Source organism: Streptomyces sp. NPDC058812 (genome assembly GCF_042744565.1).
GTDB lineage: Bacteria > Actinomycetota > Actinomycetes > Streptomycetales > Streptomycetaceae > Streptomyces > Streptomyces thinghirensis.
In genome coordinates this window covers 92,383-113,280 of the sequence record NZ_JBHYOB010000015.1, presented here as the reverse complement: position 1 = coordinate 113,280, position 20,898 = coordinate 92,383, and the positions used below count along the sequence as shown (strand labels likewise).

The following is a 20,898-nucleotide window of genomic DNA, read 5'->3' as shown; positions in this document are numbered from 1 at the left end:
GGCAACGCCCGTGCCACAGACCCTAGGGCCCGTCCTCCCCGTCTTCGTCCAGCAGCCCCGCGTCGTAGACCAGCAGGGCCACCTGGACCCGGTTGTTGAGGTCGAGCTTGGCCAGGATGCGGGAGACGTGGGTCTTGACGGTGGCGACGCTCATGAAGAGTTCCGCCGCGATGGCGGCGTTGGCCAGGCCCCGGCCGACCGCGACGGCGACCTCGCGCTCACGGTCGTTGAGGGCGGTGACGCGCTTCCGCGCGCGCGTGCGCCTGGTGTCGGCGGTGGTACCGGCCGCGTGCTCCATCAGCCGCCGGGTCACGGCGGGCGACAGGACGGGGTCGCCCGCCGCCACCCTGCGTACCGCGTCGAGGATCTCCGCGGGCGGGGTGTCCTTGAGGACGAAGCCGGCGGCGCCCACGCGCAGGGCCCGCAGCACCTGCTCGTCCGCGTGGAAGGTGGTGAGCACGACCACCTGCGGGGCGTCCGGGCGGCCCCGCAGCCGCTCGGTCGCCGTCAGGCCGTCCACCACCGGCATCCGGATGTCCATGAGGACGACGTCCGGGCGGGTGCGGTCGACGAGCGCCTCGACCTCGTCCCCGTCGGCGGCCTCGCCGACGATCTCGACGTCTTCGGCCCCGCCCAGCATGAAGGAGAGCCCGGCCCGCACCAGCGGGTCGTCGTCGACGAGGAGCAGTCTGATCGCAGTCATGGCCCATACGAAATCACGGTTGCCGACGGGCGACTCGGTCCCCGGCTCACCCCCACGGCAGCCGTGCCCGCACCTCGAAGCCACCCTCGGGCGTGGGGCCGTGCTCCAGGGTGCCGCCCGCGAGCGTGGCGCGCTCGGTCAGCCCGATCAAGCCCTGCCCGGAGCCGGGCACGTGGAGCACCTCGCCCTCGGACGGGGCGTTGCGCACGGACATGGCGAGACCGTCGCCCGGGGCTCCGGTGACGGAGACGGTGACCTCGGTGCCGGGGGCGTGCTTGCGCGCGTTGGTCAGGGCCTCCTGGGCGATGCGGTACGCGGTGCGGCCGACGGAGGCGGGCACGGCGGCGGGGTCGGTGACACGGCCGGCCAGGGCGACCTTCATGCCGGCCTCCCGGGACTCGGCGACCAGCGCGTCCAGTGCCGCGAGCGTCGGCTGGGGTCGGCCCGCGTCATCGGACTCCCCGGCCCGCAGGACGCCGATGATCTCCCGCAGGTCCTGGAGGGCCTCGTGCGCGCTCTCGCGGATGACACCGGCCGCTCGCGCCACGTCCTCGCGGGGCGCGTCGGGCCGGAACTCCAGGGCGCCCGCGTGGACGCTGAGCAGCGTCAGCCGGTGCGCGAGGACGTCGTGCATCTCACGGGCGATGGCCTCCCGGGCCAGCCGTTGCGCCTGCTCGGCCCGCAACCGCGCCTCCGTCTCGGCGCGTCGGGCCCGGTCGCGGAGGCTGAGCAGGAGCTGGCGCTTGGACCGGACGAGCAGGCCCCAGCCGACGACCGCGACGGCGAGCAACAAGGCGATGACGAGCGACGCCAGGTAGGGCAGGCCGGGTTCCGGGCGCATCCAGTAGTACAAGGGTGTCAGGGCGAGGCTCGCGCCGCCGATCCAGGCCACGTACCGGAAGGGCCGGTGTACGGCGAGCGTGAACAGGGAGGCGAGGACGGCACCTCCCGCGGTGGCCGAGACGAGGGAGACGGGCACCATCGCCACGGCCAGCCCGACCGGCCACCGGCGCCGGAGCCAGACGGCGGCGCAGGCCAGGGCGCCGACCACCTGGTCGGCGACCTCCATGGCCGGTGAGAGGTCCGGCTCGTCCTGGAGCGCGTCGGCGGCCAGCAGACCGATGCCGACCGCGAGCAGGAAGCACGCGAAGTCGACGATCCAGTCGCGCGCGGTGCGCCGGGGCCGCCCGCCGGGCCGCCGCGATTCCGGGTACAGGTCCTCGACCAGCGCCGCCGGCAGCACCCAGCGCCGCCTCGCGAAGGCGGGGGGTGTCATGGCCTGCTTGTCACTGTTCACAGTCGACAAATCTACGCAGCGACGGCGGCCGCGACGGCAGGGAGGACGGGATCACCGACCAAAGTCGCAGGACCGGCGACTTTCGGCGCGCCGGGTCGCACAGGACGGAGCCTTCCGTCGGGCAGGGCTCGCCCCGCGGCCGATGTGTGTGGGGGGACCGCGGGGCGAGAGTCGGGGTCATGAAGGAATTGCTGGAGTTCCTGGGCCTGATGGCCGTGATCCAGGGTGTGGCGGGCCTGGTGCACGAGTTCACCGACTGGGACTGGGGCCTGGTGCAGCGGATCGGTCTCCTCGACGGCTACGAGGTCTACGCGAGTGTCGTGCTACTCGCTCTCGGCGGCGCGCTGTTCGCCGCCGCCGAGAGCCGGAAGTCCGGGTGAGCCGCCTTGCCCGGGCCCGCCCAGGCCCCTGACCCGGTGGTCGCCGCCGTCAGCAGCCGTGGTCGACGAGGTCGAACGAGGCGTAGTGGTCGGCCGTGTAGTAGTCCTCCCGGGAAGCGTCACCGGTGACGATCCGGCGGGCACCGCGCGTGTCGGAGCCGGGGGTGATCACCGTGTACTCGTGGTAGTAGCCGGTGGACCGGCTGGGCAGGATGCCCTCCCTGTTCTGGAAGACGGTGCCGTCCTGTTCGAAGGGGTAGGGACCGCCCTGCTCGATCAGGTCGAGCGTGTCGTGCGCCTGCGAGGGAAGGTCGCTGTAGCAGATGTCGCCGACCGCCGCGGGGGCGGCACCGGCCGTGGTCGCGGAGACGGTGCCGCCCACGAGAAGGGCGGACAGGGCTGCGGCTGCCGCGCCGAGCCGAGCGGCGTGTGGGGGGAATCGCATGGCCTCATGATGACGCGCGTAGAGAGTGGCATGTCAATGACAAGGCCGTGGAGTTTACCGGGAAGTCATATGTGTTTTCGGCGAGTTCACAGCTCGCACGAGCCGTACTCGGGGCGCCCGGCCAGGTCGTACGACTGGATGGAGACGCCCGCGGCCGTCACCCGCCCGCCGGTGTGCCGGAAGGCCGTCGGCAGGGCGCCCTCCGCGAAGAGGCGGCGCCCCGCACCGAGCACCACGGGGAAGGTCAGCAGGTGGACGGTGTCGACGAGGTCGAGCGCCAGCAGCGAACCCGCGAGGGCTCCGCTGCCGTGCACCTGGAGCTCTCCGTCGGTGCGCTCCTTCAGCGCCGTGACCTCCTTGGCCAGGTCACCGCCGAGCACGGTCGTGCCCGCCCAGCCGGGGTCGGTGAGGGTGGTGGAGGCGACGTACTTCGGCAGGCCGTTCAGCTTGGAGGCGACGGGGTCGGCCGGGTCGGTCATCTTCGGCCAGTACGAGGCGAAGATGTCGTACGTGCGGCGGCCCAGGAGGAACGCGCCGACCCGGCCGAACACCTCGTCGACGAACCGGCCGAAGTCCTCGTCGCCGTACGGAACGCTCCAGCCGCCCTGCTCGAAGCCGTCGCGGGTGTCCTCCCGGGGCCCGCCGGGGGCCTGGTAGACGCCGTCGAGTGTGATGAACGTGGTGAGTACGAGCTTGCCCATGACGGGTGCCTGCTTTCCGGTGTCGTGGTCTTCGCTGTCACCGGTTCGGACTCCGCCCGCGCCCGCGACTCATCGGTCAGGTCGACGTCCGTTCGCCGCCAGCGCGCGGGGGTCCGGCCCGCTGGGATGGACCCATGAACACGAACACGGAAACACTTACTCACTCTTCGGCGCCTCTGACCGGCCGGACCGCCCTGGTGACGGGCGGCAGTCGCGGTATCGGCGCGGCGACCGCGCTGCGCCTGGCGGGGGAGGGCGCCGACGTGGCCCTCACCTATGTGAACGGCAAGGACGCGGCCGAGGACGTCGTACGGGCGGTCGAGGCACTGGGGCGGCGGGCGGTGGCCCTGCGGGCGGACTCCGCCGACGCCGACGAGGCGGCCGGGGTGGTGGAGCGGGCGGCCCAGGCACTCGGCGGACGCCTCGACGTGCTGGTCAACAACGTGGGCCTGGGCCTGCTCGGCCCGCTGGAGGGCCTGTCGCTCGCCGACGTCGACCGGCTGCTGGCCGTGAACGTGCGCGGGGTCTTCCTGACCTCGCAGGCGGCCGCGTCCCACATGTCCGGGGGCGGCCGGATCATCACGATCGGCACCTGCATGACCCAGCGGGTGCCCGGACCGGGCGGGACGCTCTACGCGATGAGCAAGTCGGCGCTGATCGGGCTGACCAAGGCCCTGGCCAGGGAGCTGGGCCCGCGGGGGATCACGGCGAACATCGTCCACCCCGGGCCGATCGACACCGGCATGAACCCGGCGGACGGTCCCTACGCCGACGGGCAGGCGGCCATGACGGCACTGGGCCGCTTCGGCACGGCGGACGAGGTCGCGTCTACGGTGGCGTACCTGGCGGCTGCCTCGTACGTCACGGGCGCGGAGTTCGCGGTGGACGGCGGGCACGCGGCGTAGGCGGCGGGCACACGGCGTAAGCAGCGGACTCGCCACGTAGACAACGGACTCGCGGCGTAAGCGGCAGGCACACGGCGTAAGCAGCGGACTCGCCACGTAGACAACGGACTCGCGGCGTAAGCGGCGGGCACACGGCGTCGACGCCAGGCACACGGCATGAGCGGCGTAGGTGGCGGACACCGGCGTGGGCGCCGCGTTCGTCTCACGCGTATGAGCCGCGGGGCGCACCGGTGCTGTCCAGCCGGTGCGCCCCGCGGGTCCTGAAGGGCCGACCGCCCCGTTCCGGTGGGGCGGCCGGTCCGTTCGTGGGTCGGCCGCCCTGTTCGGCAGGACGGCCGGTCCGTCTCTCGGGTCAGCCGCCGAGTTCCTGGTGGCGGGCGGCCAGGTGGGTGGCGCCGTCCTCCGTCAGGGAGCCGAACAGGCGCAGGCGGGAGATGCCGCCGTCGGGGAAGATGTCCACGCGCGCGTGGGTGCCGACGGCCGCCTCGGGCAGGACGAAGCGGTGGTTGGTGTCGGGCTGCATCCGGGTACGCGGGAGCACCTCGCGCCATTCGCCGGACTCGCCGTCCTTCACGGACACCGACGCCCAGCCCGCCGAGTTGCCCTTGAGGTAGGCCGTGTCGATCTCGATCGCGCGGATCTGGGAGCGATCCACGAGGCGGTAGCGGATCCAGTCGTTGCCCTGGTCGCGGCGGCGGCGGGTCTCCCAGCCGTCGTCCATCTTGCGGGAGCGGCCCGGCTGGATGGTGTTGGTGGCCGGCGAGTAGAAGAGGTTGGAGGCGTCCTCGACCTGGCCGCCGTTCTCCAGGGCGACCACGTCGAAGGTGCCGAGGGCCGTGAGCCACGCCGGGTCCGGAACGACCTCGCCGTACACGCGCAGGCGGGCGATGCCACCGTCGGGGTGCTGCCCCAGGCGCAGGTGCGTGAAGCGCTGCTCGGCCGAGACGGCGAAGCCGTTGGCCGCGTGGCCGCCGACCGCGGTGCGCGGGACGAGGGTCGTCCACTTCACGTCGTCCGCGAGCAGTTCCTCGGGCGAGGGGGAGCCGGCGACGGAGGCGCCCTCGACGGAGACCGCCTGCGGGTAGTTGCCGCGGAAGTGGGCGGTGTCCACGACGATGCCGCGGATCACGCCGGGGGCGCCGAGGCGGATCAGCGCCCAGTCGTGGTCGTCCTCGGTGGGCCAGGGGTGCTCGGCGGAGACGCCGCGGCGGCGGCGGGTCTCCCAGCCGTCCATGACCTTGCCCTTGTGCCCGAAGTGCTCGGGGTCGAACTCGGCGGGCTCGGGCACCAGCAGGTTCTCGCGCTGGGCGAAGAACTCGTCGTTGGCGGCGACGACACCCGCGCCGAGCTGCCGGTCGGCAAGGTTGGCGTACTGGGTGAAGGGGAGGTCGGCGGTGCGGTAGTCCGCGTACGGGTCGCCGCCTCCGTAGGGGTTCGCGTCGCCGGTGAAGCTGGCCAACGAGGGGTTCTGCTGGGCCGTCACGGTGATCAGGTGTTCCTTTCGGGGTCGTTCGAGGTGATCTGGATTCAGGGGGTCCGGACGGGTCAGGTCCGGGTGAGGAGCTGTCCCTTCGGCTCGGTGAACGCGCCGTCCGCCACGACGCGCTGTCCGCGCAGCCAGGTGGACTTCACGACGCCGTACAGGGTCTTGCCCGCGTACGCGGTGACGCGGTTGCGGTGCTGGAGGGCGGCCGGGTCGACGGTGAAGGTCTCGTCGGGGGCGAGGACCGCGAAGTCGGCGTCGTGGCCGGCCGCGATGGCGCCCTTGCGTCCGTCGAGACCCACCTGGCGTGCCGTGTGCGCCGACATCCAGCGCACGATGTCCTCCAGGCCCAGGCCGCGCTCGCGGGCCGCGGTCCACATGGCCGGCAGGCTGAGCTGGAGGCCGGCGATGCCGCCCCAGGCGGTGGCGAAGTCGTCGGTCTTGAGGTCGGCGGTGGACGGCGAGTGGTCGGTGACCACGCAGTCGATGGTGCCGTCCACCAGCGCCTGCCACAGGAGGTCCTGGTTGGCGGCCTCGCGGATCGGCGGGCAGCACTTGAACTCGCTGGCGCCGTCCGGCACTTCCTCGGCGGTGAGGGTGAGGTAGTGGGGGCACGTCTCGACGGTGACCTGTACGCCCTCGGCGCGGGCCTCGGCGATCAGCGGCAGGGCGTCGCTCGAGGACAGGTGGAGCACGTGCACGCGCGCGTTGAGCCGCTTGGCCTGCGCGAGGAGCGCGGCGATCGCGGTGTCCTCGGCGTCGCGCGGGCGGCTGGCGAGGAAGTGCGAGTACTTCGGGCCGCCCTGCTGCGGGGCCGCGGCCAGGTGGTGCGGGTCCTCGGCGTGCACGATCAGCAGGCCGTCGAAGGCCGCGATCTCCGCGAGCGACCGGGCGAGCTGCTCCTGGTCGAGGTGCGGGAACTCGTCCACACCCGACGGCGACAGGAAGGCCTTGAAGCCGAAGACCCCGGCCTCGTGCAGCGGGCGCAGGTCCTTGACGTTGTCGGGCAGGGCGCCGCCCCAGAAGCCGACGTCGATGTGGGCCTTGTCCCCGGCGACCTCGCGCTTGGTGCGCAGGTTCTCGACCGTGGTGGTCGGCGGGATGGAGTTCAGGGGCATGTCGACGAGGGTGGTGATGCCGCCGGCCGCCGCGGCGCGGGTGGCGGTCCAGAAGCCCTCCCACTCGGTGCGGCCGGGGTCGTTCACGTGCACGTGGGTGTCGACCAGGCCGGGCAGGACGACGTGGTCGCCGACGTCCTCCAGTCGGGCGCCCGCCGGGACGGGGGCGTCGTACGGCAGGACGGCCGTGATCTTCTCCCCGGTCACCGCGATCGACGCGGCGCGTATCCCCTCGGGAGTGATGACGCGCGTCGAGCGCAGCACCAGTTCAGCTTCGGACACCCGAACCTCTCTCTCGCCGATTTCAACGTTCTGTTGAAGAAGTCTTCATTCCCGGTTCCGCGCCGTCAAGAGGCACCCTTTGTGCGGGCATGCCCGGCGGGCACACCCTGGACGTTTCCACAAAGCGGAATTAGAATTCCAGCAAGCAGAACGTAGCTACGTACAAGCCGGTAGTCAACCGGCCGCCGGGTACGCTTCTTTCCTCCCGCCAGCCCCGAAAGGAACGTGCCGTGCCGACGTCCAGCGCCAGCACCACCGACTCCGCCAGGTCCGCCACAGGCGGCGTCCAGTCCCTGGAGCGCGCCTTCGACCTGCTCGAACGGATGGCGGACGCGGGCGGCGAGGTCGGCCTCAGCGAGCTCTCCGCGAGCAGCGGGCTGCCGCTGCCCACCATCCACCGCCTGATGCGCACGCTCGTGGCCTGCGGATACGTACGCCAGCAGCCCAACCGCCGCTACGCGCTCGGCCCCCGCCTGATCCGGCTCGGCGAGTCCGCCGCCCGGCTGCTCGGCACCTGGGCCCGCCCGCACCTGGCCCGCCTGGTCGAGGAGACCGGCGAGACGGCGAACATGGCGCTGCTCGACGGGGACGAGATCGTGTACGTCGCCCAGGTGCCGTCCAAGCACTCGATGCGCATGTTCACCGAGGTCGGCCGCCGCGTCCTGCCGCACTCCACCGGCGTCGGCAAGGCGCTGCTCGCGGACTTCCCGGCGGACGAGGTGCGGGCCCTGCTGGGCCGGACCGGCATGCCGGCCGCGACCGACAAGACGATCACCACCGCGGACGGCTTCATCGCGGCACTGGAGGACGTGCGGCGCCAGGGATACGCGATCGACGACAACGAGCAGGAGATCGGCGTCCGCTGCCTGGCCGTCTCCGTACCGAACTCCCCCACCGCGGCCGCCATCTCGATCTCCGGTCCGGCCGGCCGGGTCACGGAGGCCGCGACCGACCGGATGGTGCCACTGCTCCAGCAGGTGGCGGCGGAGCTGTCGGAGGCCCTACTCACCTCGAACGGCAACCCGACCGCGTAACCCGCCCCCTCGTCGAGGGACTCAGCGGCGCGGCGGGTCGCCGAACAGTTCCACGGCGTGACGGACCTCCGTCAGCCCCCGGGACAGGGCGCTGACGGAGCCGATCGCACCGGCTATCAGCAGCAGGGCGCGGTGCAGCCGCGGCACCTCGGGGACACCGTGGTTCGTCATCGCGGCAAGGTCGGCCAGCTCGTCCTCGGCGATGGCCCGGTCCGGGAAATCGGCAGGCAACAGGGCGAGCTGGCGGCGCAACCGGGACACCGCGGTCCGCAGTGCCGCCACCCTCACGTCCTCGTCACCCACGGTCACTTGCCTCTGCCCCAAGCTCCGCAACGCAGCCCTCCCCCTCGCACCCCGTTGTGCGCCCCTACGTGGTGATCGCGCCGAGCGCCCCTGAAACAGGTCGGGCGCCGGGACGCGGGCCAGTAAACGCCACACCGCACCGGACGCGCCACCGCGCGGACCGAATTTCAGTCTCCCGGAACCCCGCGCACGCCGGAGCGTTTGGCGGGCGGTCAGGTATGCAGGACGCATGACGGAGAACGAAGACCAGGTAGCGGGGCTGCTGCTCGCCGCCGGGGGCGGGCGGCGACTCGGCGGGCGCCCCAAGGCGTTGCTCGAACACCGCGGACATCCACTCGTCGAACACGCGATCGCCGCGTTGCGCGCGGCCGGTTGCGCCCGCGTGCACGTCGTCCTGGGGGCGCGGGCCGAGGCCGTACGCGCTCGGGCGGCGCTCGACGGGTGCGTCGTCGTGGACAACCCCGACTGGGAGCAGGGCATGGGGTCGTCACTGCGCGCCGGGCTCGACTCGCTGGCCGGGCCGGCCGGGGCGGGGACACGGGCCGCGCTGGTCTCACTGGTGGACCAGCCCGGCATCGGCGCGGAGGCGATGGCACGGGTGCGCGCCGCCTACCGGGACGAGACATCGCTCGCGTCGGCGGCGTACGCGGGTGAACGTGGGCATCCCGTCCTCCTCGGCGCCGCCCACTGGGCGGGTGTCTCGGCGACTGCCACCGGGGACCGGGGGGCACGCGCCTATCTGAGGGAACACGAGACGGACATCGCGCTCGTGGAGTGCGCGGACGTGGCGCGGCCGTACGACATCGACACAGAGGCCGACCTGCGCCACCTTGAGTGAGGGGCGTGGCACTGGGCGCCACCTTCCCTCGACTCAGAGAATCTCGACATCAACAAACCATTGAAGTTCCACAATGAGGAAACTACTATCCACTGACCAGAAGCACTCGACCGCACAGCGAGTGCGCTATGCCCCATACGTGCCCGTTGGCACCCGGTGCCACCGCTGAAGGAAGTGACAGCTCATGTCCGCACCAGCGCCGTCCACGCTGGCCATCGTCGACGCCGAGCCCCTGCCCCGGCAGGAGGAGGTCCTCACCGATGCGGCGCTCGCCTTCGTGGCCGAGCTGCACCGGCGGTTCACGCCCCGGCGTGACGAACTCCTCGCCCGCCGTGCGGAGCGCCGCGCCGAGATCGCCCGCACCTCCACGCTCGACTTCCTCCCGGAGACCGCCGCCGTCCGCGCGGACGACTCCTGGAAGGTGGCGCCGGCCCCGGCCGCGCTGCAGGACCGCCGGGTCGAGATCACCGGCCCCACCGACCGCAAGATGACCATCAACGCCCTCAACTCGGGCGCGAAGGTCTGGCTCGCGGACTTCGAGGACGCCTCCGCGCCGACCTGGGAGAACGTCGTCCTCGGCCAGCTCAACCTGGCCTCCGCCTACACCCGGAGCATCGACTTCACCGACGAGCGCACCGGCAAGTCGTACGCCCTGCGCCCGGACGAGGAGCTGGCGACGGTCGTCATGCGCCCGCGCGGCTGGCACCTCGACGAGCGCCACCTCCAGGTCGACGGCCGGCCGGTCCCCGGCGCCCTGGTCGACTTCGGCCTGTACTTCTTCCACAACGCCCAGCGCCTGCTGGACCTCGGCAAGGGCCCGTACTTCTACCTCCCGAAGACCGAGTCGCACCTGGAGGCCCGCCTCTGGAACGAGGTCTTCGTCTTCGCGCAGGACTACGTCGGCATCCCGCAGGGCACCGTCCGCGCCACCGTCCTGATCGAGACGATCACGGCCGCGTACGAGATGGAGGAGATCCTCTACGAACTGCGCGACCACGCCTCCGGTCTGAACGCGGGCCGCTGGGACTACCTGTTCTCCATCGTCAAGAACTTCCGTGACGGCGGCGCCAAGTTCGTGCTCCCGGACCGCAACGCGGTGACGATGACCGCCCCGTTCATGCGGGCGTACACCGAACTCCTCGTCCGCACCTGCCACAAGCGGGGCGCGCACGCGATCGGCGGCATGGCGGCGTTCATCCCGTCCCGCCGGGACGCCGAGGTCAACAAGGTGGCCTTCGAGAAGGTCCGCGCCGACAAGGACCGCGAAGCCGGCGACGGCTTCGACGGCTCCTGGGTCGCCCACCCCGACCTGGTCCCGATCGCCATGGAGTCCTTCGACAAGGTGCTCGGCGACAGGCCCAACCAGAAGGACCGGCTGCGCGAGGACGTCGACGTCAAGGCGGCCGACCTGATCGCCGTCGACTCCCTGGACGCCAAGCCGACGTACGCGGGCCTGGTCAACGCCGTGCAGGTCGGCATCCGCTACATCGAGGCGTGGCTGCGCGGCCTCGGTGCGGTCGCCATCTTCAACCTGATGGAGGACGCGGCCACCGCCGAGATCTCCCGCTCGCAGATCTGGCAGTGGATCAACGCGGAGGTCGTCCTCGACAACGGCGAGCAGGTCACCGCCGAGCTGGCCCGCAAGGTCGCCGCCGAGGAACTGGCGAACATCCGCGCCGAGATCGGCGACGAGGCCTTCGCGGCCGGCAACTGGCAGCAGGCCCACGATCTGCTGCTGACCGTCTCCCTCGACGAGGACTACGCCGACTTCCTGACGCTGCCGGCGTACGAGCAGCTGAAGGGCTGACGCCCGGCTCCCGCGGAGCCCGTCCGCGCCCCCGGTACCGCACAGGACGCTGTTGGTTAATTCGGGGTCCTGATCACTTCGCCCCGTCGAGCTTGTTGCTCAGCGGGGCGAAGTGCTGCGAAGTGGCTGGTTCGGGTGGGAGCTCGGGGTGTTTCGGTGAGGTGGGCGTCGATCCGGTCTCCGCCGGGACCTCGCTCGGCCCGCTCGCCCGCATCGACACCCGCACCCACCCCAAACGACAACGTCGGCCTCCAAGAACACAACCGGGTCTTGAAGGCCGACGTCACGCGAGGCCCCGTATTAACCAAAAGCGTCCCGCACAGCACCGGGGGCGCGGACGGTTCGCGTCCAGGTCTCACTCCAGATGCGCGGACCAGTCCCGCTCCGCCGACGGCTTGCCGTGCAGGTCGGGGACCTGCTTGAGCCAGTCGGGCCGGCCCCGCCGGGTGCATGCCGCGCGCCGCTCCTCCTCGGCGGCCAGCTCGTCCCGGCTGGGGAAGTCGGTCGGCAGCCACCGCGCGGACGCCCTCACCCGCGCGCCGAGGTAGTCCGCGTACGCCGCCCGCAGCGCGTCCGGCCCCGCGAAGCCGGGCTCCGGCTCCAGCCAGGCGTCCGGCACCCGACCGACGACCGCGCGCAGCAGTTCGTCGGTCACCTTCGGTGCGAGTTCCGCGTCGGCGGCCCGCACGTCGGGGGCGCTGTGGCCGAGGGCGTGGTGGCGGAAGTCGTACGCCTTCTCCGGGGCCGACGCGTCCCACCGGTGGTGGAAGACCAGGGCCGCGCCGTGGTCGATCAGCCACAGCCGCGGCGGCACGGTGCCGGACGTGGGCCACACCATGAGGTTGGAGCTGTGCACGGTACGGTCGACGTTCACGGTGAGGGCGTCCAGCCAGACGACGCGCCCGGCCTCCACCGGGTCCACCGGGAACGACGTGGCCACCTCGGGCGTGAAGTCGGCGGCGCCCGGCAGGTAGTCCATACCGAGGTTGAGCCCCGCGCTGGCGTTCAGCAGGTCCTGGACCTCCTGGTGCGGTTCGCCGCTGGCGATCGCGGGGTCGAAGTGCACGAGGGCCAGCTCGGGCACCCGCAGCCCCAGCTCCCGGGCCAGCTCACCGACGATCACCTCGGCGACCAGCGCCTTGCGCCCCTGCGCGGAGCCGATGAACTTCACGACGTACGTGCCCAGGTCGTCGGCCTCCACGACACCGGGGACGGAGCCGCCGTGGTGCAGGGGCTCGACGTAGTGCGTGGCGGTGACTTCGGTCAGCATTTTCCCAGGTTATGCAACTCTTCCCCGGGGGCCCTTCACCGACCTCACAGGTCCAGCTCGGCGCGGACCGTCTTGCCGACCGGTACGCGGTCCAGTACGCCCCACCGGTCGGCCAGCGCGTCCACGAGCAGCAGACCCCGCCCGCCCTCGGCCTCCGGCGCTGCAGCCGCCGGCCTCTCCGGCCTGCGCTCCCCCCGGCTGTCGGACACGTCGATCCGCAGTGTGTACGCGTCGAGCCGCAGCCGTACCTCGATGTCCCGACCGGGCACCCGGCCGTGCGTCACGGCGTTCGCCGCCAGCTCGGCGACGAGCAGCGCGGCCGTCTCGGACACGGCCGAGCCGTACGGGATGCCCCACACGTCCAGGCGGTGCAGGGTCAGATGCCGCGCCAGGCGGGCGCCGCGCGGGGTGGAGCTGAACCTCTGCGCGAACACACGCGCGGTGACGGGGGGTCGGGGGGTGGGGGCTGGTCTCATGCCGCCCATCCCACCTGCGGCGACTTCGTTCCACCAGATCAGCGACCGGTACGCAGGGTCAGCGTACGGGTACGGACGGTGGACAGTATGAGTAACCGTCCGTGACCATGGGCCCGTTGAGTGGGCGTGACGGGCGGGAGGTGTCCTGGATGACGGACGGTACGGGCGGCGCGGGGGAGCCGGAGGTGTCGGACAGCCTCAAGGCGTTCGGCGAGGTCGTCAAGGCGTTCCGCAAACGGGCGGGGCTGACGCAGGAGGAGTTCGCGCCGCTGGTGCGGTACTCGGTGCCGACGGTGGCCTCGATCGAGCAGGGGCGGCGGTTTCCTCCGGCGGACTTCGTGGACCGCGCCGAGGAGGCCCTCGACGCGTTCGGGGCGCTACGGGGCGCGGCACGGCATCTGTCACGGCAACCGGGGCTGGCGAGCTGGTTCAGGCAGTGGGCGCGGTTCGAGGCGGAGGCGGTGAGTCTGTACACGTATGAATGCCGGGTGGTGCCGGGGTTGTTGCAGACGGAGGCGTATGCGCGGGCGGTGTCCTTCAGCGTGCCGCCGCTGCCCGCCGAAGAGGACTTGCACGACCGGATCACAGCCCGCATGGCCCGGCACGAACTCCTGGCGACGAGCCGGAAGCCTCCGACTGCGTTCAGCTTCATCGTGGAGCAGGCGGTCCTGGAACGCTGCACGGGTGGCGAGGCGGTGACGCGGGAGCTGTACGACCACCTGCTGGAGGTCGTCGAGCGGCACTGGAACGTGGAATTCCAGTTGATGCCGCTCCGACAGCCGGTGCATGCGGGGCTGGACGGTCCGATGCGATTGGCCGAGACTCCGGACAACCAGTGGTTCGGGTACTCAGAAGGGCAGGAGAACGGGCGGCTCATCACTGCCTCGAAAGAGATCAGCCGCCTCCACCAGCGCTATGCCAAGATGCGTTCACAGGCCTTGACCCCCGAGGACTCCCTGGGCCTGTTGGAGCGAATGCGAGGAGCGCTATGAGCACGTCCGACCTGGCCTGGTTCAAAAGCAGTTACAGCGGCTCCCAGGGCGACGACTGCGTCGAGGTCGCCCTTTCCTGGCACAAGTCCAGCTACAGCAGCGGCAGCCAAGGCGACTGCGTCGAGGTCGCCTCCTGCCCCGGGACGGTGCACGTCCGTGACTCCAAGGTGCCGTACGACGCTCAGCTCGCCCTCTCCCCCACGGCGTGGACCCGTTTCCTCACGTACGCGGCCCGCCGCTGACACCGCCCAGGTACGCGAGCGCTGCCGTCTCCAGGGCCCTGACGCCGATGTCCAGGGCGGCCGGGTCCGGGGCGAAGCGTGACGTGTGGTTCCCGGGTACGGAGAGGAGCTTCTCGGCGGGGCTCTCCCCCGGAGCCGCGTTCCACACCGGCCACGGCGTGCCGCCGATGAACCAGTAGGCGGTCGGGATGTCCGTACCGCCGTTGTGCTCGGCCATGCCGAACAGCGGGAAGTCCTCGCTGCCCATCAGCGGCTCGTACTCCAGCACCGCCTCCACGCCGAACGCCTCGCGGTGCGCGGCGCGGACGCGGTCGACCGCGGTGGGATCGTTGCTGGTGACCGGGAAGTCGTGGGAGGCGGTCAGCTTCGGGGGGCAGGGGCAGCCGGAGGCCGCGCACTCGGCCTCGGCGATGCGGTGCACGGCGGCCAGGACGCGGGTGCGGGCGGCGTCGGTGCGGGTGCGGATGTTGAGGGTGAGCCGGGCTTCCTCGGGGATGACGTTGGCCTTGGTGCCCGCCTGGACGGTGCCCACGGTGACCACCGCGGCTTCCTGCGGCGGGAGTTCGCGGGAGACCACGGTCTGGAGCCGGGTGACGAGGTAGGCGGCGGTCACGACGGGGTCCACGCAGTGCTCGGGCGACGAACCGTGACCGCCGCGGCCGAAGATGCGGATCTCCACGTCCAGCGCGGCCGCCATCAGCAGCCCGGCGCGGTGGCCTACCGTGCCCACCGGGGCCGGTCCCACGTGCTGTCCGAGGATCACGTCGGGGCGGGGGAAGCGGGTGAACAGGCCGTCGGCGAGCATGGCGCGGGCGCCCTCGGCGGTCTCCTCGCCCGGCTGGCCGACCACGAGCAGCGTGCCGCTCCAGTCCTCGCGCCGGCCGTGGAGCCGTTCCACCGCCCCGGCGGCGCAGGCGAGGTGGACGTCGTGGCCGCAGGCGTGCATGACGCCCGGCACGGTGCTGGCGCAGGACAGACCGGTGCGTTCGGTGACGGGGAGGGCGTCCATGTCGGCGCGCACCATGACGACCGGGCCCGGGCCGTTGCGCAGTACGCCGACCACGCCGGTGCCGCCGACGCCCTCCGTCACCTCCAGCTCGTCGCCCACCGCGCGCAGGCGGGCGGCGAGGCGGGCGGCGGTGCGGTGTTCGCGCATGGACAGTTCGGGGTGGGCGTGCAGATCCTCGTAGAAGGCGGTGAGGCTCTCGGTCGCGGCGGCGGGTGCGGGTGCGGGCAGGGAGGTCATGGGGTCCTGTCCTCTCGGTGGGGGCGGAAATCGCCGGCGTCGGGTGCGGCGACCTCCGGGATGCTGTCGAACAGGCGTCGTGTGTAGGGGTCCTCGGGCGACCGGTACACCCGCGCGCAGGGGCCGTGCTCGACGACCCTGCCGCGGTGCATGACGGCGACCTCGTCGCACACGTGCCGTACGACGGCGAGGTCGTGGGAGATGAACAGCAGCGTCAGGGACAGGCGGGTGCGCAGGTCGGCGAGGAGGTTCAGGACCTCGGCCTGGACGGAGCAATCGAGGGACGAGGTGATCTCGTCGGCGATGACGACCTCGGGCCGGACGGCCAACGCGCGGGCGACGGCGATGCGTTGGCGCTGTCCGCCGGAGAACTCGTGCGGGTAGCGGTCGGCGGCGTCCGGGTCGAGGGCGACCGTCTCCAGCCAGTGGGCGACCTCGGCGGCGTGCCGCCGGACGTCGGCCCGGCGCGGGTCGATGGCCTCGGCGATGGCCCGGCCGGCCGTCATGCGGGGGTCGAGGGAGGCGTTCGGGTCCTGGGGCACGAGCTGGACGCGGCGCCGCACGGCGGTCAGGGCGGCGCCGCGCAGGACGGAGACGTCCCGGCCGTCGAGCAGGACGCGTCCGGCGCGCGGTCGTACCAGGCCCACCACCGTCTTGGCGAGGGTGGACTTGCCGCTGCCGGACTCGCCGACGACGCCCAGGGCCCGGCCGGGCGCCAGCCGCAGCGTGACCCGGTCGAGGGCGGTGTGCGTCCGGGCGCCGCGTCCGAAGGCGACGGTGAGATCCTCGACGGTGATGCGGTCCGGGGTTCCGCCGGCTGTCTCCGCCGGGTCGGGGGTCGGTCGTTTGCGGAGCAGGTTCACGAGGCGGCCTCCAGGAGGTGGCATGCGGCGCTGCGGCCCTCGCCGAGCGGCACCGTGGCGGGTGCCGTACCGGCGCAGGCGTCGACGGCGACCGGGCAGCGGGGGGCGAAGGCGCAACCGGCGGGTCGTTCGGCGGGTTTGGGCGGACGTCCCGGGACGGTCGCCAGCGGGCCCGGCGGGCGGTCCTCGGCGAGGCGGGGGGTGGCGGCCAGCAGGGCGCGGGTGTAGGGGTGGTGGGCGCGGCCGGCCCGCAGGTCCGAAGCGCGCAGTTCCTCCACGATCCGGCCCGCGTACATCACGACCACGCGGTGGCACAGGCTCGTCACCACGCCGATGTCGTGCGAGATGAACAGGACCGAAGTGCCGTGTTCGCGGTTGAGGCCGCGTACCAGGTCCAGCACCTCCGCCTGCACCGTGACGTCGAGGGCGGTGGTCGGCTCGTCGGCGATCAGCAGGGCGGGCCCGGTCGTCAGTGCCGTGGCGATCATGGCGCGCTGCCGCATGCCGCCGGACAGTTCGTGCGGGTGGCGGCGGGCCACCGTCTCCGGCCGGTCGATGCGCACCTCGTCCAGGGCCGCGACCGCCCGGCGGGCCGCTTCGGCGCGGCCGGTGCCGCGGTGCCGGCGCAGTACCTCGGTGAGCTGGCCACCGACGCGCAGTGCCGGGTTGAAGGAGGCGGAGGGGTCCTGGTAGACGATGCCGAGTTCGGTGGCGAGGCGGGCCGGGTCGGGTCGGCCGGTCAGGTCCATGGTGCCCAGCCGCAGCCGGGCGGCGTTGCCGCGGACGCCGTCGGGGAGCAGCCGGGCGACGGCCATAGCGGTCATGCTCTTGCCGGAGCCGGACTCGCCGACGACGCCGACGATCTCACCGGGCATGACGTGCAGGCTGACGCCGTCCACCAGCCGTGTACCGTCGGGCAGTTCGACGTCGAGGCCGTCCACGTCCAGCACCGCGTCCTCGGGTGTGGCACCGGACGGTTCCCTCGGTGCCGTTCGCGTGTCCGGCCTGGCGGCCGGGCGGCGCCCGTCGCCGGCCGCGGCGAGTCCGTCGCCGGCGAAGCAGGCCAGTACGCCGGTCACGGTGATCGCCAGCGCCGGGCCCACGGCCTCGGCGGGGTTGGTGTAGAGCGCCTCCAGGCCGCTGCTGAGCAGGGCGCCCCAGTCGTACGACGGCGGCTGCACGCCGAGGCCCAGGAAGGACAGCGCGGACAGGGCGGTGAGCGTGCCCGCGAAGACCACGGACACCAGGACCAGCAGCGGGCCCGCGATGTTGGGCAGCAGGTGCCGGGTGAGCAACCGGTGGGCCGGCACGCCCAGCAAGCGGGCCGTGGCGACGAAGTCCCGGCCCGCGACGGAGGCCCCGAGGTTGGCGGTCAGGCGGGCGAACGCGGGCGTCCAGGCCAGGCCGATGCCGGCGACCGCCGCGATGGTACCGGCGCCCAGCACCGCCGCGACCATCAGGGCGAGGATGACCGCCGGGTAGGAGACCATCACGTCGATCAGCCGCAGCCCCGCGCTCCGCAGCCGGGGCCGGGCCACGCACACCGCGCCGCCCAGGAGCACGCCGAGCACCGCGGCGACGGCCGTGGCGATCAGGGTCATCAGCAGCGTCAGCCGGGTCGCCACGAGGGTCCGGGCCAGTACGTCGCGGCCGAGGGCGTCGGTGCCGAGCCAGTGGGCGCCGGAGGGTCCCTGCCGGGCCGCGCCGGACAGTTGCCGCGCCTCCTCGCCCCAGACCCACGGCGCGATCACGGCGAGCACCGCGACGAGGGCGAGTCCGGCGAGGGCGATCCGCAGCGCCGTGTTCCGCCGGGGCGTGCTCTGACCAGGTGTCATGTTCCGGGTCCTCATGTGTCGTTCCTCGCCGTGAGGGTGCGCGGGTCGAGCAGTCCGAGCAGGACGTCGACGAGCAGGTTGACCAGGGCGGCGAGCAGTCCGAGGACCAGCACGATCCCCTGGATGACGGGGTAGTCGCGGGCGAGGATGGCCTGCACGACGCGGGTGCCGATGCCGGGCCAGGCGAAGACGCTCTCCACGATGACGGTGCCGCCGAGCAGGGCGACGAGGCTGAGCCCGCCGAGGGTGAGGGTGCCGGTGAGCAGGTTCGGCAGTGCGTGGCGGACGTAGAGGGCGGTGGCGGGCAGGCGTTTGCCGCGGGCGGTGCGCAGGTAGTCCTGGCGCAGTACCCCGGCCGTCTCCCGCCGCACGACCCGGGCCATCACACAGGTGCCCGGCAGGGCGATGGCGGTGACGGGCAGCACCATCGCCGACAGGCTCGCGGCGCCCGCGGCGGGCAGCAGCGGGACCCAGATCGCGAGGACGAGGACGAGGAGCGTGCCGAGCACGTACTCCGGTACCGCGCTGACCAGACCGGTGGCGAAGGTGAGCGCGCCGTCCAGCCGCGGCCGGCGCCCGCCGCGGGTGGCGACGGCCCAGGCCATGCCGAGCGGCACCGACAGCAGGAGGACCGCCGCGATGGACAGGAAGGCGAGCTGCGCGGTGAACGGCAGCCGCTCGGCGATCACGTCGGTCACCGGCTGCCGGGTCTGGAAGGAGGTGCCCAGGTCGCCGTTCAGCAGCCCGCCGAGGTACGCGGCGAACTGGCTGGGCAGCGACTGGTCCAGGCCCATCTCGTGCCGCAGCACCGCGATCTCCTGCGGGCCGGCGTCGGTGCCGGCCACGGCCCGCGCCGGGTCGCCGGGGACCAGCTGGACGAGCAGGAAGGTGACCAGGACGAGGGTGGCCAGCACGGCGAACAGGCCGGTGAGGCGGCGGAGCAGGAAGACGGCCCAGGGACGGGCGGCCGCCCCCTTCTCCTTCTCCGTCTCGGGGGCCGGGGCGAGCGCGGTCGCCGTCTGCGCGGTCGCCATCAGCCGCTCACCCGCAGGGTCGTCGGGTCGAGGAAGCCCATGGCCAGGGCGCCGTCGATGTCCTTGTCGAGGACGAAGGTGACGGGGACGGTCGACAGCGGCACCACGTCGTTGCGTTCCAGCAGTGCCTTCTGGGCGCTCTGCCAGGCCGTGCACTTGGCCTTCTCGTCGACGGTGGACATGGCCTGCCCGAAGGCCCGCGCGAAGCCGGCGTTGCGTACGTCGCCGAAGTTCCGGCCCTGGGGCGGTGCCTGCCCGGACAGCAGCGGGGCGGCGTTGGTGAGAGTGCCGGACAGGTTGAGGTGCGCCATGACGGTCACGTCCCAGTCGCCCTTGTTGCCCATCACCTCCGTGGCCCACGTGGCGTTGTCGACGTTGCGCAGCTTCACGTCGGCGCCCGCGGCCCGCAGCGCCTCCTGCACGTAGGCGTTGCCCGCCCCGCCCGCTATGGAGTTGGTGCCGGCGACCTTCAGCGACAGGCCGGCCAGGACCTTCTTCGCCGCCGCCGGGTCGTGCTCGGTGAGCAGCGAGGCGTCGGTGTTCACGCAGGGCGTGGTGGAGTCGGCGAAGCTGCGCATCACCTCGCCCTTGCCGCCGTGCACCTTGTTGTAGGCGGCGGCGTCGACGGCCTGGGCGACCGCGCGGCGCACCTTCGGGTCGGCGCCGGGATGGCCCTCGCGCTCGTTGAAGACCAGGTACATGCGCAGGATCGGCGCGGTCTTCGTGTGCCGGTCACCGCCGGTGAAGCGGGCGGCGTCGGGCCCGGTGAAGGGGGCGTAGTCCAGAGCGCCGGTGCTCAGCTGGTTGGCGAGCGTGCTCTCGTTGCCGACGACCTGCACGGTGAAGGTGTCGGCCGGGCGGCCCTTCGGCTGGCCCGCGTAGGGCGGCCAGCTGTCGTAGTCGGCGCGCCGCTCGAAGGTGTACGAGGTGCCGCGCTGGGCCCTGGCGAGGACGTAGCCGCCGCTGGCGGCGCCCTCGACCGGTCCCTTGGCCAGTGCCGTCAGGTCCTTCAGGCCGGGCTCGCAGACGATGCCGGTGACGGGCAGGGCCAGGCCGGAGACCAGGTCGGACCAGGGCTTGGCGAGCTTGACCGACACGGTGCGGGCCGCGTCGTCGGTGGTGATCTCGGGCTTGCCGCCGGGGCCGAAGACCAGTCCGGAGCCGGCCGATCCGCGCTCCGGGTCGGCGTAACGGCGCAGCGAGGCGGCGACCTCCTCGGCCTCCAGCGGGCTGCCGTCGGAGCAGGTCAGTCCCTTGCGCAGGGTGAAGGTGGCCGAGGTGGGGGTGGCCTGCCACTTCTCGGCGAGCTGCGGGAGGAACCTGCCGCCGTTGTCACGGCTGACCAGGGTCCCGTAGGTGAGGCGGGCCAAGGTGTACTCGGTCGCCGCGGTCGCCTTGGCCGGGTCGAAGGTGGAGACGTCGGAGGTGACGCCGTAGCGGATGGTGGAGGCCCCGGCGGCCGACCGGTCGTCTTCGCCGGTACCGGCGGAGGTGGTGCAGGCCGAGCCGAGGAGGCCGACGGAAACGGCCAGAACGGCGCTTGTGGTGAGGCGGGAACGTGGCATGAGCGTCTCCCCTGGACGAGGGTCTTGCGAAGGCGAACCCGAATGGCTGACAGAATCGGCAGTGCACGGCAGAGCGCCG

General features: G+C 72.6%; 21 protein-coding genes. 7 read left to right on the top strand and 14 right to left on the bottom strand.

The window, feature by feature from the left end:
* Positions 1 to 22: 22 nt before the first annotated feature.
* Both ACFW48_RS27545 and ACFW48_RS27540 read right to left on the bottom strand, forming a co-directional pair.
* Complete coding sequence (locus ACFW48_RS27545) at positions 23 to 703, bottom strand: response regulator (protein WP_386318873.1); 681 nt, start codon at positions 701 to 703, stop codon at positions 23 to 25.
* A 46-nt stretch (positions 704 to 749) separates the two neighbouring features.
* Positions 750 to 1,979, bottom strand: a complete 1,230-nt coding sequence (locus tag ACFW48_RS27540; RefSeq protein ID WP_386318871.1) for a sensor histidine kinase — start codon at positions 1,977 to 1,979, stop codon at positions 750 to 752.
* A gap of 200 nt (positions 1,980 to 2,179) precedes the next feature.
* Here ACFW48_RS27540 and ACFW48_RS27535 point away from each other — a divergent pair, with 200 nt between their 5' ends.
* Complete coding sequence (locus ACFW48_RS27535) at positions 2,180 to 2,380, top strand: hypothetical protein (RefSeq protein ID WP_386318868.1); 201 nt, start codon at positions 2,180 to 2,182, stop codon at positions 2,378 to 2,380.
* A gap of 49 nt (positions 2,381 to 2,429) precedes the next feature.
* Here ACFW48_RS27535 and ACFW48_RS27530 read toward each other — a convergent pair whose 3' ends face one another.
* The gene (locus ACFW48_RS27530; protein ID WP_386318865.1) at positions 2,430 to 2,825 is read right to left on the bottom strand and encodes a ribonuclease domain-containing protein; all 396 of its coding nucleotides are present in this window, start codon (positions 2,823 to 2,825) and stop codon (positions 2,430 to 2,432) included.
* A gap of 86 nt (positions 2,826 to 2,911) precedes the next feature.
* Entirely contained in the window at positions 2,912 to 3,526 is a 615-nt protein-coding gene (locus ACFW48_RS27525) for a dihydrofolate reductase family protein (RefSeq protein WP_386318862.1), read from the bottom strand.
* 134 nt (positions 3,527 to 3,660) lie between these two features.
* Between ACFW48_RS27525 and ACFW48_RS27520 the strand changes: the two genes are divergently transcribed.
* Complete coding sequence (locus ACFW48_RS27520; RefSeq protein ID WP_386318859.1) at positions 3,661 to 4,431, top strand: SDR family NAD(P)-dependent oxidoreductase; 771 nt, start codon at positions 3,661 to 3,663, stop codon at positions 4,429 to 4,431.
* A gap of 352 nt (positions 4,432 to 4,783) precedes the next feature.
* Here the strand turns inward: ACFW48_RS27520 and alc are convergent, their stop codons facing one another.
* Positions 4,784 to 5,914, bottom strand: a complete 1,131-nt coding sequence (gene alc / locus ACFW48_RS27515; protein WP_386318857.1) for an allantoicase — start codon at positions 5,912 to 5,914, stop codon at positions 4,784 to 4,786.
* 62 nt (positions 5,915 to 5,976) lie between these two features.
* Entirely contained in the window at positions 5,977 to 7,314 is a 1,338-nt protein-coding gene (allB, locus tag ACFW48_RS27510) for an allantoinase AllB (RefSeq protein WP_386318855.1), read from the bottom strand.
* A gap of 230 nt (positions 7,315 to 7,544) precedes the next feature.
* Here allB and allR point away from each other — a divergent pair, with 230 nt between their 5' ends.
* On the top strand, positions 7,545 to 8,348 hold the full coding sequence (allR, locus tag ACFW48_RS27505; protein ID WP_386318853.1) for an allantoin degradation transcriptional regulator AllR: 804 nt from the start codon (positions 7,545 to 7,547) through the stop codon (positions 8,346 to 8,348).
* A 21-nt stretch (positions 8,349 to 8,369) separates the two neighbouring features.
* On the opposite strand, the gene ACFW48_RS27500 is transcribed toward allR, so the two are convergent.
* Entirely contained in the window at positions 8,370 to 8,657 is a 288-nt protein-coding gene (locus ACFW48_RS27500) for a DUF5955 family protein (protein WP_386318851.1), read from the bottom strand.
* 223 nt (positions 8,658 to 8,880) lie between these two features.
* Between ACFW48_RS27500 and ACFW48_RS27495 the strand changes: the two genes are divergently transcribed.
* Both ACFW48_RS27495 and aceB read left to right on the top strand, forming a co-directional pair.
* Positions 8,881 to 9,489 (top strand): NTP transferase domain-containing protein, encoded by a 609-nt coding sequence (locus ACFW48_RS27495; protein ID WP_386318849.1) that lies wholly within the window; start codon positions 8,881 to 8,883, stop codon positions 9,487 to 9,489.
* A 184-nt stretch (positions 9,490 to 9,673) separates the two neighbouring features.
* Positions 9,674 to 11,296, top strand: a complete 1,623-nt coding sequence (gene aceB, locus ACFW48_RS27490) for a malate synthase A (protein WP_310870362.1) — start codon at positions 9,674 to 9,676, stop codon at positions 11,294 to 11,296.
* Positions 11,297 to 11,651: 355 nt separating this feature from the next.
* Here the strand turns inward: aceB and ACFW48_RS27485 are convergent, their stop codons facing one another.
* Together ACFW48_RS27485 and ACFW48_RS27480 are read right to left on the bottom strand one after the other, a co-directional pair.
* Positions 11,652 to 12,566 (bottom strand): HipA family kinase, encoded by a 915-nt coding sequence (locus tag ACFW48_RS27485; protein ID WP_386318847.1) that lies wholly within the window; start codon positions 12,564 to 12,566, stop codon positions 11,652 to 11,654.
* A gap of 44 nt (positions 12,567 to 12,610) precedes the next feature.
* Positions 12,611 to 13,042 carry an ATP-binding protein gene (locus ACFW48_RS27480; RefSeq protein WP_386318845.1) on the bottom strand — a complete coding sequence of 144 codons (432 nt, stop codon included), beginning with the start codon at positions 13,040 to 13,042 and terminating at the stop codon, positions 12,611 to 12,613.
* A 149-nt stretch (positions 13,043 to 13,191) separates the two neighbouring features.
* Here ACFW48_RS27480 and ACFW48_RS27475 point away from each other — a divergent pair, with 149 nt between their 5' ends.
* Both ACFW48_RS27475 and ACFW48_RS27470 read left to right on the top strand, forming a co-directional pair.
* Positions 13,192 to 14,034, top strand: a complete 843-nt coding sequence (locus ACFW48_RS27475) for a Scr1 family TA system antitoxin-like transcriptional regulator (RefSeq protein ID WP_386318844.1) — start codon at positions 13,192 to 13,194, stop codon at positions 14,032 to 14,034.
* Positions 14,031 to 14,276 (top strand): DUF397 domain-containing protein, encoded by a 246-nt coding sequence (locus ACFW48_RS27470; protein ID WP_386318842.1) that lies wholly within the window; start codon positions 14,031 to 14,033, stop codon positions 14,274 to 14,276. Before ACFW48_RS27475 ends, ACFW48_RS27470 begins: the two co-directional genes overlap by 4 nt.
* Here the strand turns inward: ACFW48_RS27470 and ACFW48_RS27465 are convergent.
* Genes ACFW48_RS27465 through ACFW48_RS27445 form a run of 5 tightly spaced genes read right to left on the bottom strand, consistent with a single transcriptional unit; the run spans position 14,254 to position 20,819 of the window.
* Positions 14,254 to 15,522 (bottom strand): amidohydrolase, encoded by a 1,269-nt coding sequence (locus tag ACFW48_RS27465; RefSeq protein ID WP_386318841.1) that lies wholly within the window; start codon positions 15,520 to 15,522, stop codon positions 14,254 to 14,256. The genes ACFW48_RS27470 and ACFW48_RS27465 overlap by 23 nt on opposite strands.
* A complete protein-coding gene (locus tag ACFW48_RS27460; protein ID WP_386318839.1) occupies positions 15,519 to 16,385 on the bottom strand; it encodes an ABC transporter ATP-binding protein in 867 nt (288 codons plus the stop codon). The genes ACFW48_RS27465 and ACFW48_RS27460 overlap by 4 nt, the downstream gene beginning before the upstream one ends.
* On the bottom strand, positions 16,382 to 18,220 hold the full coding sequence (locus ACFW48_RS27455; protein ID WP_386318837.1) for a dipeptide/oligopeptide/nickel ABC transporter permease/ATP-binding protein: 1,839 nt from the start codon (positions 18,218 to 18,220) through the stop codon (positions 16,382 to 16,384). The genes ACFW48_RS27460 and ACFW48_RS27455 overlap by 4 nt, the downstream gene beginning before the upstream one ends.
* Positions 18,221 to 18,231: 11 nt before the next feature.
* Positions 18,232 to 19,254 (bottom strand): ABC transporter permease, encoded by a 1,023-nt coding sequence (locus ACFW48_RS27450; RefSeq protein WP_386318835.1) that lies wholly within the window; start codon positions 19,252 to 19,254, stop codon positions 18,232 to 18,234.
* Positions 19,254 to 20,819, bottom strand: coding sequence for an ABC transporter substrate-binding protein (locus tag ACFW48_RS27445; protein ID WP_386318833.1), 1,566 nt, complete (start codon positions 20,817 to 20,819; stop codon positions 19,254 to 19,256). The genes ACFW48_RS27450 and ACFW48_RS27445 overlap by 1 nt, the downstream gene beginning before the upstream one ends.
* Positions 20,820 to 20,898: the final 79 nt, after the last annotated feature.

Excerpts from the sequence above, each read along its gene's own strand:
- ACFW48_RS27545 (WP_386318873.1), bottom strand. The coding sequence starts at position 703 with ATGACTGCGATCAGACTGCTCCTCGTCGACGACGACCCGCTGGTGCGG.
- ACFW48_RS27540 (WP_386318871.1), bottom strand. The coding sequence starts at position 1,979 with ATGACACCCCCCGCCTTCGCGAGGCGGCGCTGGGTGCTGCCGGCGGCG.
- ACFW48_RS27535 (WP_386318868.1), top strand. The coding sequence starts at position 2,180 with ATGAAGGAATTGCTGGAGTTCCTGGGCCTGATGGCCGTGATCCAGGGT.
- ACFW48_RS27530 (WP_386318865.1), bottom strand. The coding sequence starts at position 2,825 with ATGCGATTCCCCCCACACGCCGCTCGGCTCGGCGCGGCAGCCGCAGCC.
- ACFW48_RS27525 (WP_386318862.1), bottom strand. The coding sequence starts at position 3,526 with ATGGGCAAGCTCGTACTCACCACGTTCATCACACTCGACGGCGTCTAC.
- ACFW48_RS27520 (WP_386318859.1), top strand. The coding sequence starts at position 3,661 with ATGAACACGAACACGGAAACACTTACTCACTCTTCGGCGCCTCTGACC.
- ACFW48_RS27495 (WP_386318849.1), top strand. The coding sequence starts at position 8,881 with ATGACGGAGAACGAAGACCAGGTAGCGGGGCTGCTGCTCGCCGCCGGG.
- aceB (WP_310870362.1), top strand. The coding sequence starts at position 9,674 with ATGTCCGCACCAGCGCCGTCCACGCTGGCCATCGTCGACGCCGAGCCC.
- ACFW48_RS27485 (WP_386318847.1), bottom strand. The coding sequence starts at position 12,566 with ATGCTGACCGAAGTCACCGCCACGCACTACGTCGAGCCCCTGCACCAC.
- ACFW48_RS27480 (WP_386318845.1), bottom strand. The coding sequence starts at position 13,042 with ATGAGACCAGCCCCCACCCCCCGACCCCCCGTCACCGCGCGTGTGTTC.
- ACFW48_RS27475 (WP_386318844.1), top strand. The coding sequence starts at position 13,192 with ATGACGGACGGTACGGGCGGCGCGGGGGAGCCGGAGGTGTCGGACAGC.
- ACFW48_RS27470 (WP_386318842.1), top strand. The coding sequence starts at position 14,031 with ATGAGCACGTCCGACCTGGCCTGGTTCAAAAGCAGTTACAGCGGCTCC.
- ACFW48_RS27465 (WP_386318841.1), bottom strand. The coding sequence starts at position 15,522 with ATGACCTCCCTGCCCGCACCCGCACCCGCCGCCGCGACCGAGAGCCTC.
- ACFW48_RS27455 (WP_386318837.1), bottom strand. The coding sequence starts at position 18,220 with ATGACACCTGGTCAGAGCACGCCCCGGCGGAACACGGCGCTGCGGATC.
- ACFW48_RS27450 (WP_386318835.1), bottom strand. The coding sequence starts at position 19,254 with ATGGCGACCGCGCAGACGGCGACCGCGCTCGCCCCGGCCCCCGAGACG.
- ACFW48_RS27445 (WP_386318833.1), bottom strand. The coding sequence starts at position 20,819 with ATGCCACGTTCCCGCCTCACCACAAGCGCCGTTCTGGCCGTTTCCGTC.